10 protein-coding genes are annotated in these 12,758 nt (G+C 67.0%); 7 read left to right on the top strand and 3 right to left on the bottom strand.

Annotated elements, in window-relative coordinates:
• The first annotated feature begins 127 nt into the window (after nt 1-127).
• The 7 genes from CYFUS_RS18555 to CYFUS_RS18525 all read left to right on the top strand — a co-directional run bounded on the left by CYFUS_RS18555 (nt 128) and on the right by CYFUS_RS18525 (nt 8,597).
• Nucleotides 128-778 carry a TetR/AcrR family transcriptional regulator gene (locus tag CYFUS_RS18555; RefSeq protein ID WP_095986432.1) on the top strand — a complete coding sequence of 217 codons (651 nt, stop codon included), beginning with the start codon at nt 128-130 and terminating at the stop codon, nt 776-778.
• 148 nt (nt 779-926) lie between these two features.
• Nucleotides 927-2,807: a malto-oligosyltrehalose trehalohydrolase gene (gene treZ, locus CYFUS_RS18550; RefSeq protein WP_095986431.1), complete on the top strand. Its 1,881-nt coding sequence runs from the start codon at nt 927-929 to the stop codon at nt 2,805-2,807.
• On the top strand, nt 2,804-4,840 hold the full coding sequence (locus tag CYFUS_RS18545; protein ID WP_095986430.1) for an amylo-alpha-1,6-glucosidase: 2,037 nt from the start codon (nt 2,804-2,806) through the stop codon (nt 4,838-4,840). The genes treZ and CYFUS_RS18545 overlap by 4 nt, the downstream gene beginning before the upstream one ends.
• A 133-nt stretch (nt 4,841-4,973) precedes the next feature.
• Nucleotides 4,974-5,534 carry a sugar O-acetyltransferase gene (locus CYFUS_RS18540; protein ID WP_095992095.1) on the top strand — a complete coding sequence of 187 codons (561 nt, stop codon included), beginning with the start codon at nt 4,974-4,976 and terminating at the stop codon, nt 5,532-5,534.
• 9 nt (nt 5,535-5,543) lie between these two features.
• On the top strand, nt 5,544-6,383 hold the full coding sequence (locus CYFUS_RS18535) for a nucleotidyltransferase domain-containing protein (RefSeq protein ID WP_095986429.1): 840 nt from the start codon (nt 5,544-5,546) through the stop codon (nt 6,381-6,383).
• 345 nt (nt 6,384-6,728) lie between these two features.
• A complete protein-coding gene (locus tag CYFUS_RS18530) occupies nt 6,729-8,021 on the top strand; it encodes an AHH domain-containing protein (protein WP_095992094.1) in 1,293 nt (430 codons plus the stop codon).
• A gap of 3 nt (nt 8,022-8,024) precedes the next feature.
• On the top strand, nt 8,025-8,597 hold the full coding sequence (locus CYFUS_RS18525) for an imm11 family protein (RefSeq protein ID WP_095986428.1): 573 nt from the start codon (nt 8,025-8,027) through the stop codon (nt 8,595-8,597).
• A 285-nt stretch (nt 8,598-8,882) separates the two neighbouring features.
• Here CYFUS_RS18525 and CYFUS_RS18520 read toward each other — a convergent pair whose 3' ends face one another.
• The 3 genes from CYFUS_RS18520 to CYFUS_RS18510 form a co-directional block, all read right to left on the bottom strand.
• Nucleotides 8,883-9,464 carry a type 1 glutamine amidotransferase domain-containing protein gene (locus CYFUS_RS18520; RefSeq protein ID WP_095986427.1) on the bottom strand — a complete coding sequence of 194 codons (582 nt, stop codon included), beginning with the start codon at nt 9,462-9,464 and terminating at the stop codon, nt 8,883-8,885.
• 115 nt (nt 9,465-9,579) lie between these two features.
• Complete coding sequence (locus CYFUS_RS18515; protein WP_095986426.1) at nt 9,580-12,126, bottom strand: putative metal-binding motif-containing protein; 2,547 nt, start codon at nt 12,124-12,126, stop codon at nt 9,580-9,582.
• Nucleotides 12,127-12,230: 104 nt separating this feature from the next.
• Nucleotides 12,231-12,671 carry a DUF6918 family protein gene (locus CYFUS_RS18510; protein ID WP_095986425.1) on the bottom strand — a complete coding sequence of 147 codons (441 nt, stop codon included), beginning with the start codon at nt 12,669-12,671 and terminating at the stop codon, nt 12,231-12,233.
• Nucleotides 12,672-12,758: the final 87 nt, after the last annotated feature.

Here is a 12,758-nt window from a genome sequence, read left to right as displayed (position 1 = left end):
CGCGACCTCCGAGTCCGCGACCCTACGCGATCGCTGGGAAACAAGGCGCCACCACCGAAACAGGGCACTGAACACATCGCAACGGTAGCGTTGCGATTGTTCCGGACGCCGGGTACCTTCATGGACCATGAGCAGGAGAGACCCAGAGGAGTCCAGGCCCCCACCCCGGCCCAAACAGCTTCGCGGCGAGGACCTCGAGGAGAAGGTGCTCGAGGTCGTGTTGAGCGAGCTGGACCGGGTGGGCCACGAGAAGCTCGCCTTCGAGCAGGTCGCCGCGCGCGCGGGCGTGAACAAGGTCACGCTCTACCGACACTGGCCCACGAAGCTGGAGCTCATCCGGGCCGCGGTGCAGCGTGTCGCGGAGGAGACACCCTCTCATCCAGATACCGGGACACTCCGGGGAGACCTCCTCGAGCAGTTCCGCATCCTGCGCGCACAGGCCCGCGACCCCACACTCCGCGCGGTCTTCCGGTTGCTGTTCGATGCGAGACCGGGAGATCCCGTCGGGGAACTCGTGCATGAACTGCGCAGGGAGAAGGATGCCCAGGTGATGCACATCTACGAGCGAGCCATCGAGCGCGGCGAGCTGCGGCCAGACGCCGACCCCCAGCTCATCCATGGTCTGCTCTTCGGCTCCGTGCTCAGCTTCGAGCTGTTGCGCTGGGGTGACGAGGAGGGCACGCCCCTGGAGGCCGTGATCGATCTCGTGCTCGCCGGCGCGCAGCACCCCCCCAAGGCGGAGCAGCGCCGCCCGGCCCGTGGCAAGCACGCACGCTGACCCAGGGCTCGGGCAGACAGCGAGCCAGGGTCAAGCAAAGAGCGCCCTACCCGCCCGCCCGCTGGGGTGACGTAGGGGCCGAGGATTCCCTCCGATCGTAACGAGAACCACCCTTTGGGCCGAGGGGCCATTGGGAAGGGAGGGATGCATGACATCCACGGAGAGCCGACGTCCCCTGGGGGCGCATGTCCTGGGGAAGGGCCAGACGCGATTCCGGGTCTGGGCGTCCCGCCGTCGCCGGGTGGACGTCTGCCTGCAAGAGGCCGGGGGAATGCGCCACCTGCCCCTGGAGCCTCGCGCGCAGGGGTACTTCGAGGGCACCCACCCCGTCGCTCCGGGCAGCCTCTACAAATACCGGTTGGACGGCGGCGAGTGCTTCCCCGATCCCTGCTCGCGCTTCCAGCCCGAGGGGCCCCATGGGCCCTCGCAAGTGGTGGACCCCACGGGCTACGCGTGGAAGGACGGGGACTGGAAGGGCATCACCCTCGAGGGCCAGGTCCTCTATGAGCTGCACCTGGGCACCTTCACCCCCGAGGGCACCTATGCCGCCGCGGCTCGCAAGCTGCCGCTGCTCAAGGAGCTGGGCATCACCACGCTGGAGTTGATGCCGCTGCACACGTGTCCGGGCCGCTTCAACTGGGGCTATGACGGCGCACAGCTCTTCGCCCCCCACCCCACCCATGGCAGTCCCGACGAGCTGCGGCGGTTGGTGGACGAGGCCCACCGGCTCGGGCTCGGCATCATCCTGGACGTCGTCTACAACCACCTCGGTCCGGACGGGAACTACCTGGCCCAGTACGCCCAGGGCTACTTCAATCCGAAGTACCCCAACGAGTGGGGAGACCCCACCAACTTCGATGATGGAGAGGCCGCGGGGCCCTCACGAGAGTTCTTCATCCAGAATGCCTGTTATTGGGTGACCGACTTCCACTTCGATGGGCTGCGCCTGGACGCCACCCAGAGCCTGTATGACGCCTCGCCCCGGCACATCGTGGCGGAGCTCGTCGAGCGGGTACGTGAGGCGGCCGGTAGGCGCCAGGTGCTCATCATCGGGGAGAACGAGCCCCAGGACGTGAAGCTGGTGACACCGCCGGCGAAGGGCGGCTACGGAGTGGATGCGCTCTGGGTGGATGACTTCCACCACACGGCGAAGGTGGCGGCCACGGGCCGCTCCGAGGCCTACATGCAGGACTACTGCGGCAGTGCGCAGGAATTGCTGTCGTGCGCGCTGCGCAACTCCCTGTTCCAGGGCCAGTACTACCAATGGCAGAAGAAGCCACGGGGCACGCCGCTCCTACGCACCCCGGCGCCCCACATCGTCTTCTATCTGCAGAACCACGATCAGCTCGCCAATGCGCTCAAGGGCGAGCGGATGCACCAGCAGACGGGGCTCGCGCGGGCCCGGGCGCTCACCACGCTGTTCCTGCTGCTGCCCCAGACGCCCATGCTCTTCATGGGCCAGGAATTCTTCGCCTCCTCGCCCTTCCTCTACTTCGTGGACCACAAGCCCGAGCTGCAGGAGCTGGTGCGCAAGGGGCGCAATGACTTCCTCTCCCAGTTCGCGAGCGCCCGGCACGCCCTGGAGCAGGAGGGCTACCAGGTCCCCTTCGGCGAGGAGGCCTTCCGGCGCTCCAAGCTCGACTGGAGCGAGCGGGAGCGCAACGCGGAGGCGCTCGCGCTCCACCGGGACTTGCTGAAGCTGCGGCGGGAGGATCCGGTATTCTCGGCTCGGGACACGGCGCGGCTGGCGGGCGCGGTATTGTCGAGGCAAGCGCTGGTGTTGCGCTATTTCGGAGGCGAGCGGGAGGGCGACCGGCTGCTGCTGCTCAACCTGGGCACGGAGCTGGAAATGGCCCCGTGCCCCGAGCCGCTGTTGGTTCCCCCACCGGGAAATAAGTGGCGCCCGCTCCTGGCTTCTGAGCACGTCCGCTACGGTGGCATGGGAAGCCCCCCGTTCGCGGAGGACAGCCACATCCGAATTCCCGGACAGATGGCGCTCGTGCTCACGAGCGAGGAGGAAAAGAAGTGACCGCTGCGATCGAAAGCCCCACCCTGCCCCGGTTGTCCTTCTCCTGGCCCGAGGGCGCGGAGCTCGCGGACGTGCTGCCGCGCGAGTGGCTCGTGACCAACGGGCGCGGCGGCTATGCCTCGGGCACGCTGCCCGGGTGCAACACGCGGCGCTACCACGGGTTGTTCATTCCCGGCCTGGAGAAGAAGGGCCGCACGGTGATGCTGGCGCGGCTCAACGAGGAAGCGGTGGTGGGGGGCCAGAAGTACCGCCTGGACGTGGAGGAATGCGCCAACGGCACCCAGGTGGGCGGGGGCGCGCGGCTGCTGCGCGGCTTCCACCTGGAGGGCCTGGTGCCGCACTGGCTCTACCAGGTGGGCGAGGCGCGCATCCAACGCACGCTGTCGCTCGTGCACGGAGAGAACACGCTCGTCGTGGTGTGGGAACACCTGTCGGGGCCCGAGGTGGGGCTGCGGCTGAGGCCCTTCCCAGCCCTGCGCATGCACGACGACAAGCTGCACTCCGCCCTGCTCGATCCCTCCGTGCTCCTGTTGGGGTCGCGGGTGGAGTTCCGGGCGAGCGAAGGGGCACCGCCCATGCGGATGCGCCTCTATTCATCCGCGCCAGCGCCGTTCGTGGGGTTGCGCGAGACGAGCGCGCAGCAGATCTACCGGGTGGAGAGGGCGCGCGGGTATGACCACGTGGAGACGCTGGTGAGCCCGGGCTACTTCGACTGCACGCTGCGCCCGGGCGAGTTCCTGGCGATGTGTGTCACCACGGAAGCGCCCGAGGTGTTGGAGCGCAATCCCCAGGAGACGCTGTCGCTGGAGTACGAGCGCGAGCGGCGGCTGCTGGTGAAGGTGCCCCCGGCCGCGCGCACGGGGGTGTCGGCGCGGCTGGTGCTCGCGGCGGATCAATTCATCATCGCGCCCACGCGGTCCACGGACGAGGCCTGGGCGCGCGCTGTGGGTCAGGACGTGCGCTCGGTGATCGCCGGCTACCACTGGTTCACCGACTGGGGCCGCGACACGATGATCTCCCTGGAGGGGCTGACGTTGAGCACGGGCCGCCACGCCACGGCGGCGGCCATCCTGCGCACCTTCCATCACCACGTGCGCGACGGCCTGCTGCCCAACCTCTTCCCCGAGGGCGAGTCCGAGGGCCTGTACCACACCGCGGACGCGACGATGTGGTTCTTCCACGCCGTGGACCGCTACCTCCAGCACACGAACGACGAGCAGTTGCTGCGCGACTTCTACCCGACGCTGGCGAACATCATCGCGCACCACCAGAAGGGCACGCGCCACAACATCCGCGTGGATCCGAAGGACGGGCTGTTGAGCCAGGGCGACGAGGGCTACCAGCTCACGTGGATGGACGCGAAGGTGGACGGCTGGGTGGTGACGCCCCGGCGAGGCAAGGCGGTGGAGATCAACGCGCTATGGTTCAACGCCTTGCGGCTGATGGTGGAGTGGTCCGAGCGGCTGGGCGAGGACGCGCGGCCCTTCGCCGCGGCGGCGGAGCAGGCCCACGCGAGCTTCAACCGGCGCTTCTGGAACCCGGCCACCGGGTGCCTGTTCGACGTGGTGGATGGCGAGGGCGGCAAGGAGGACCCCGCGGTGAGGCCGAACCAGGTGTTCGCGATCTCGCTGAAGAACCCGGTGCTGAGGCGGGACAAGTGGGAGCCGGTGATGGCGAAGGTCCGCGAGCAACTGCTCACGCCGGTGGGCCTGCGCAGCCTCGCGCCCGGGCACCCGGACTACAAGCCGAACTACGACGGCGACCTGAGGGCGCGCGACGCGGCGTACCACCAGGGCACCGTGTGGGGGTGGCTCATCGGCCACTACGTGGACGCGACGTTGAAGCTGAGCGAGGACAAGCGGGACGCGCGGGCCGTGCTCGAGGGCATGAAGCAGCACCTGGAGCACGCGGGTCTGGGGCAGATCAGCGAGATCTTCGACGCCACGGAGCCCTTCCGTCCCCGCGGGTGCATCGCGCAGGCCTGGAGCGTGGCGGAGACCCTGCGCGTCTTCCTGAAGACCGACATGCCCTGATGCAGCGTAACGAGGGCGGGGCTTCCGAGAAGCGTTGAACGGAAGGCCCGTCCCGGCTCCTGGCCGTCCATTAGTGGGTAGTCGCCCTGAATGTCATGAGGGAGGGTCGCGCCGCCGCGCTACCTTGGAGGGCATGGCACGGACCGAGAAGGAGAAGATGCTCGCGGGGGAGCTGTATGTCGCGGCGGACCCGGAGTTGGTGATGGGGCGCGCCCGCGCGCGCAAGCTGCTGCGCGCCTACAACCAGTCCACCGAGGAGGAGCTGGGGCAGCGAGAAAGTCTGCTCTCGCAGCTCCTGGGCGCGGCGGGCGCGGGGGTGTGGATCGAACCGCCGTTCTTCTGTGACTACGGCGAGCACATCCGGCTGGGCGCGCGCGTGTACATGAACTTCCAGTGCGTCATCCTCGACTGCAATCCGGTGACGCTGGGAGATGACGTGTTCCTGGGCCCCGGCGTGCACATCTACGCGGCCACCCACCCGCTGGACCCGGACGAGCGCATCAAGGGCCCCGAGCTGGGGCGTCCCGTCACCATTGGCGCCAAGGTGTGGATTGGCGGCGGATCCATCATCTGCCCGGGAGTAACGATCGGCGAGGGCTCCACCATTGGCGCGGGCAGCGTGGTGGTGAAGGACATTCCCCCCTACGTCTTCGCCGGGGGCAATCCCTGCCGTGTCATCCGCAACCTGCGCTGAGCACCTCACATGACAGGAATTGATTCGGAGGTTCCCCCGCTGGCGCGTGAGTGGGCGGCGCGCTTCGCCCACTTCGAGCAGGTGCGGGCGGTGGCGCTCGGTGGCTCCTGGGTGACGGGGTCCGCCGATCCGCTCTCGGACCTGGACGTGATCGTCTACGCGAGCCCTCCGCCTCCCGCCGAGGCACGGAGCGCCCTCATCCTGCCCACCGCGCGGCGGGCCGAGATCGACAACACGTTCTTCGGCACCGGCGACGAGTGGATCGACCAGAGCGGCCAGGGCGTGGACGCGGCCTACTGGAGCCCGGAGTGGATGGAGGATCAGCTGGAACGTGTCCTCGTGCGCTTCGAGGCGTCGCTCGGCTACACCACCAGCTTCTGGCACACGCTGAGGAACTCACGCGTGCTCTTCGACCGGACGGGCTGGCTCACGCGACTCCAGGAGCAAGCGCGGATGCCCTACCCGGAGCCCCTGCGCCGGGCCATCGTGGAGAAGAACCAGCCGGTGCTGCGGCGGAAGATGGCGTCGTACCTGGAGCAGATTGAACTCGCGCTGCACCGGGCGGACCTGGTGAGCGTGCAACACCGGGTGACGGCGGTGCTGGCGAGCTACTTCGACATCCTGTTCGCGGTGAACCGCGTCCCGCACCCGGGCGAGAAGCGGCTGCTGGCGCACGCGAAGCGGATATGCCCGAAGCGTCCACCCGAGCTGGAGGCCCAGATGGAACTGGTGATTCGCACGGTGGGTCGGCCCGGACAGGAACTGCTGCCCAACCTCCATGCGCTGCTGGATGGGTTGGACACGTTGCTGGAGTCCGAGGGGTTGTTACCGGGCGGCAATGTACGCTAACTCTGGGAGAACGCCACCTCATTGCCTGAAACCGATTGCCCTTCCACACTCCCCCTTCAAAACCTCCCCCCAGGACTTTGGATCAAGCCTGATCAAGCGAGGGAACCTGCGCCTGATGCACGGGCACCAGATCGCCAAGTGGCTGCCGAAGCACCACGCCGCGAAGGTCACCGAGCATACCTGCTGCGGTCGGGGCACGTCGCGGCTTACAGCATGCCACTCACCAACGCGCGTCCATATGGAGCGGAAAAGTCTATAGCCAGGAACGAGGTCGTAACCAAGATCGGGCAACCGCAGGACTTTCGCCGGATGTCGGAGGTCGCGCGGTCGCTCTGGGGGTCTGCCATGAAGGCCTGCGGGATTGTTGCGCTACTCATGCTCGCGACAGGATGCGCGACGACGAGGGTTGTCAATCTCGACACTGGACAGGGAGCGCCGATTGTCTACACGCCGATCGAGTCCGATCAGGTCGAGATAAGCGAAGAGGAGTTCAAGCGCGCAGTCACGCAGCTCGTTCTCGACATGGAACTCAACGTCGCACTGAATGAGTCCGAGCGCGACGACTCACGCTCATTGCTTGCTTCTGCTGAGGGGATTGTTGACGGCGCACAAGGCCGCACGGTGCCCCCGTCGTATGAGCGGATTTGCCAGCGACAGAGCGATCCAGGTAGCTGCCTCAGCCTGCTCACAGGTGGGTTCACGCTGGGGCCAATGGAACGGCGAATGATGGCACTCTACTTCGCGCTCGATACGGTCTGGGAAGGCGTCGAGGAAGCGATAAAGGATTTGACGAATCCTGCCGCTCTCAGGGCGATGATCTCGACAATGATAGGGACTGCGCTCGTGATGCTTGTAGCACCCGAGCCAGTCACGAAGTTCATTGCGATTGCGCTGACGGCATCCTTGATCGCGTATCTCGGCACGGGGCCAGTGTGGCACATAGGGCAGGCGTTCCTGCGGCTCATGGACGAATCAAGGGACGCGAAGAAATTCTCCCAACTGGAGGGCGCGGGGCATCGCTTCGGAAAGGTTCTCGGCGACAACGGGGCTCGCGTTCTGGTGGTCGTCGCGTTGGCAGCGCTTGGCGGAAAAAACGCCATGGCGGCGCAAGCTCCCAAGCTGCCGGGCGCGGCGCAGGCTGCGTTGAGGGCGCAGGCCGAAGGTGGGTTCCAACTATCCGCGGCTTACGCTGGCGAGGTGAAAGCGATTGCTGTCCCGGCAACCGGGGTGCTGAACATAACACTCGCGCCGACTGCTGTTGCGGCGGTTGCTATGGGACCTGGGAGCGGTGTTCAGGGCGATCCCGATGGTCCCGTTCACCACATCTGCACGGACAAGAACGAACTCTCTGAGATATCGGGCGGTCCTTGGACGCCGCAGTTTGAGAAGATTTTCAAGTTGGCCCGCATGGACCTCGACGACCCTGCAAACTTGATCCGCATCAAGGGGCATAAAGGGCCGCACCCTCGCGAGTATCATCAAGAGGTGCTCGACCGTATCACCAAAGCAACGAATAGATGCAAGGGCCCCGCGCAGTGTAGGATCGCATTGGTGGCGGAACTTTCCAAGATCGCGCGAGATATCATGACTGAGGGTTCAAGGCTGCGAAACCTCCTTACGAAGAACGCTGAGGGATAGTGCATGGAGCGCCGCTTTTTCCGTCTAGCTATCGATGTCTATGTGCCAGAGCGTTGGTATCTCTCGGATCCAACCAACACTGCGGGAGACGAGATCGACGACATCTGGCAGTTTGCCGACGGTCGCCCTGTAGAGACTCAAGATCGGATGCTTGTCCCCATTTTCCGGCCCGGCAAGCCGATTGACATTGAGTTTGCTGGAGCAGGGCAAACCCCCATCGTCAGTGAACGGGTCGCGTCCGTGTTCCGCGAGCTAGCGCCGCGCGATGTTCAACTCTTTCCTGTCGAGGTCGAGGGCGAAACTGCGCCGTACTATGTGCTTAACGTCGCTCGTGAACTCCGCTGTATCGACAACGCGGCATGTATAGAGGTTCAGCTCTACACGCCGGAGGACGGGCGGCCCGAGCAGGTAGGCGAGTACCGCGCCGTTTCCGGTTTGCGAATTGACAAGTCAAAGGTCGGTGACGCTCGCGTCTTCCGGCTATGGGGCTGGCATCCGCCGATCATCGTTGATGAAGAGATCAAGGAAGCGCTGGAGCGAACCGGCATTGTGGGCGGATTGTTCGACGAGGTGTGAACAGGTGGGTCTGTGTCAGGCAGGCTTGATTCAAAGTCCCACGAGAGAAGTCATCCCACTTGGACCTACGGGCGAGGTAAGGTGCTCGCGCAAGAGGCGAGGCGGCGCGAAGAGGCAGGTCGAGGCTGCGGCAATCGATCTCGCCACCGCCCGGCTGGCGCCCACTCGGCCCCGACGACGAGTTCCTCCGCACGCTCCTTCCAGACGAGGCCGTCTGACTTTCACGCCAGAGCGCACAGGTTCGGCGGAGCCGCTCGAGCGTCCGCCGAACTCGCTGCCCTCGGCTCAGTGGACGGACGGTTGTTGATCCGAGGCGGCCTCGGGCGCCAGCGGAGACTCGAGGCGCGCGGCGATGCCCTGGCTCACCTGACGCAGCAGCGCGGTGCAGAACGCCTTCAAGTCATCCGGCTTGCGCGACGTGATGAGTCCTCCGTCCTCCACCACCTCGCGGTCCACCCAGCGCGCCCCCGCGTTGATGAGGTCCGTCTTGATGGAGGAGAAGGACGTCACCGTGCGGCCATCCGCGATGTCCGCCTCCACCAGCATCCACGGCCCATGGCAGATGGCCGCGATGGGCTTGTCCGCCTTGAAGAAGTCACGCACGAAACCCACCATGGGGACGTTCATGCGCAGATGGTCCGGCGAGTAGCCCCCCGGAATCACCAGGGCCGCGAAGTCCTCCTCCCGCACGTCCTTCACCGACCTCTCGGTGGTGATGACCTCCCGGCCCTTCTTGCCCTTCAACTGCTTGCCCGCCTCCACGCCGATGATGACCGCCTCGTGGCCGGCCTTCTTCACCTCGTCGAAGGGGACGCGGAACTCCGAGTCCTCGAAATCATTGGCCACGATGAATGCGATGCGTGCCATGCCCCGCCTCCTTGGGATGGATGTGTCCTCGAGCAAGACAAGGTGCACACGCCCTCCCCGGAGGTAAACGCGGTCCCCGCCCGGCAGAGCACCGGACGGGCAAGGAGTCAGCCGCTCAGGGCTCGAACTGGACGGCGTAGACGGTCCATCGGGCGCTGTCCAAGGGCGCGTCCCGGGCGACCTCCAGCCGCGTGGGCGAGGTCAGCCAGAACCGTGCGGTCCCCGCCCCCGGGACGTCATTCCCGCGATACGACGTCTCCCCCGCCCCCTGTCCGCCATGCACCTGGCTGCTGGAGAGCAGCAGTGTCCGGGTTGGATCCACGTCGGAGAGGGTCTCCGTGGTGGAGAGCGCGTTGTTGTCGAGCGACACGTTCCTCGCCTGGACGCCGTAGCCCTCGGGGAACGTGAGGCGCTCGTAGGCAATCCCGGAGATCCGGGTGCTGTCGCAGGACGTGGAACCCGCCCCACGGGAAAAGCGCAACACCTCCCGGTCGACGATCTCTCCCCGAACCATGCGGTTGCAGATGACGTCGTCGTTGCCCTCCGCCCGGAAGGTGGACGTCAATACCGAGCGGCTCGCTTCCGCTGGGGGGACAGGGGCCTCCACGGACGCGGCGTCGGTCGCCCCCGTCAGACCCCGGCTCACCGAGAGGCCCTCGAGCTCCACGACCTGTACGGCGTAGTTCGCGCCATTGCAGTTCTCTTCCAGGGCGATCTCCACCTGCTGGGGGCTCGTCAGCCGCACCGTCGCGAAGTCATTGGCATTCGTCGTCGACCCCGCTTGCGAGGAACTGAAGAGGACAAAGGAACTCTCCATGCGCACGCTCGTGGGGATGTTCACGGTCAGGAGCTCCTGGTTGTTGTTGGGGCACGACTGTTCCAGGTGCTGGACACGCAGGCCGCGCGAGCGTTCCACCACCTGCCACTGGATGTGGGCGATGCCCTGCGAGCCGACGCGATCGCACGTCAGGGTGGAGGTGCTGACCAGGCGGCAGCGGACGAAGGAATGGTCCGTCCTTTCGTTGTTCGTGGTGGCCTGGAAGACGAGGAAGGACCGTTCCCGACTGCCCAGGGAAGGATCGATGGGGCAGGTCACGCTCGTCGCCCTATCGGACAGCGTGCACGTGCCTCGCCGCACCACCGGCGCCACGCGCTGGGATCGCGTCACGGGAGTCATGCCCGCGGTGGCCGCCGTCACGTCGACCGAGCCGCCCGTCCTGCCCTTGAAATAGAAGCTCCCCGAGGGGACGCGCGCAGACAGGGTGAGCGTCGAGAGGCCCGTCGTGCATCCGGCATCCGCGTGGAAGCTCAGCCCCATTCCCACGGTGGCGGACAGATCGACCGGGACCTCGGAGGAAGGGCCCGTGGGGTTGTCGAAGGCATCCAGGGTGCGGACCGTGGCCTGTGGCGAGCAGCTCCCGGCCAGCACCGTCTGCCCGGGAAGGCCCAGGGACAGCTTCGAGGCAGGCCCCGCGTTCACCCGGCGCGTGTACCGCGCATCGGCGCTCCCCGTCGTGGAGGCCACGATCGAGGCCTCGCCGGCTCGGGTCCCCCGGAAATAGAGCGGCAGCGAGACCGCGCCCTCCGGGAAGGTGGCCGAGGACAGCCGCGTGCCACAAGCCGCGTCCGAGTAGAGCGCCAGTTGCGCCGAGGGCGCGGGCGAGAACGAGACCGTCCGCCGGGGACCCGGGGCGGCGTTGTCGTACGCGTCGCGCCGCTCGAGCGTCAGGGGGACGCATTCTCCGGCGAGGCTGCTGTCCGAGGCGGCGGAGAAGGCGAGCTTCGTTGGGGTCCCCGGAAGGACGGTGTGGGCCAGCGAGGCCTCCCCCAGCTCCGAGGAGGCGGTCAGCAGTCCGCTCGTCGCGCGAGTGCCCCGGACGTAAAAGGACAGGGAGCTGGCCCGAGCGGGAATGGTGGGGACCAGGGGCGAGCGACACGCCGCATCCGCGTAGAACGTGGCCTCGAGGGACGACGAGGCGGACAGTTGGAGGGCGATGGCGTGATTCGGCACCGCCGGCTCGCCCAGGACGTCCCGGCGCTCCACGACCACGGGCCGTGGCGAGCACTCGCCCGCGAGGGTCTGGCGCTCGGGAGTGGTGAAGACGAGCGCGCTGGCGGTCCGGGAGCACGCCCGCCGCGAACACGTGCTGTCATCACAGCCCCACAGGCCATCGCAGTTGAGATCCGCGCTCCCGTCGCAGAGTTCCTGGACGCCGGGCCGGCTCTGGGGGCGTGAGTCATCGCAATCCGGACCGCCCTCGGTCTGGGAGACGAACCCGTCGCGATCCGCGTCCAGGGACGGTGGAGGCAGTCCCAGGCGAAGCGAGACGGCGCCCACCGTCGGCTCGAAGCGCGCGGTGACGGGCGCGCTCCACCCGTTGGCCAGCAGGGGCTCTTCACACGCGGCGCCCCACAGCGCCCGCGCCTGGAGCTGGATGTCCTGGGGCAGCGCCCCCTGGAAGATGGCCACGCGCAACTCCTGACGATCCAGGGGGCGGGCCAGCTTCTGGGTCTGGAGGACCGTGCCATCCACCCGGATCACATCCAGGGCGATGCAGCTCGCGAGCACCTGGGGGTCGACCTGGATGAGGGCCTGCAGGGCGACGCGCTCTCCACCGCAACCCCAGAGCACGAGGAGGAGCGCCGGAACGACTCGGTTCATGGAATCCTTCCTGGGAAACGACGACGGGGGTGGGAGCATCCGAAGGAGGAATACTCCCACCCACCACCCCGTCGTCCAGTCCCGGACCCGGATTCCGGCCGGGCTCAGCCCGCGTGTTTGGCGATGAGCGCGCCCAGGCGGGGCACCGCGGACTCCACGTTCTTCACCGCCGTCCCGCGCAGCTTCTCGTAGGTGCCCTTGATGAGGTTGCTCTTCGAGTGGCTGACCTTCGTGTCGGTGATGGCCAGCAACGCCCCGGCCACGCGCGAGGCGTTCGACGTGAAGTGCGCCGCGACCGGCTTCCCGGCCGTCTTGGCCTCCTGGTAGAGAGGATCCAGTGCCTTGGAGAACTCGGGCAGCAGATCCTCGACGGCATGCTTGATGAATCCGGGCTTGATGCCCTTCACGGCCGCGTAGCCCGCCTTGATGGCGAGCCCCGAGATGCCACCCTTGTCGGCGACCTCGGCATCGATGAGCGTGCAGCAGTCGTCGATGACCGCCGCCTTCTTGGTGTCGTTGGTCAATGTCTCGGTCAGTGACGCCATGAATCCGTGCCTTTCCCTTTCCGTCTCACCGGGCCCCACCGCCTCCGCGCGACGTGGAGGCGCGCCCGGCCCGAGCGGGCGCATAGC

Source organism: Cystobacter fuscus, assembly GCF_002305875.1.
Taxonomy (GTDB): domain Bacteria; phylum Myxococcota; class Myxococcia; order Myxococcales; family Myxococcaceae; genus Cystobacter; species Cystobacter fuscus_A.
The sequence above is the reverse complement of the archived record's forward strand: the minus strand, read 5'-3'. Positions and strand labels throughout refer to the sequence as shown.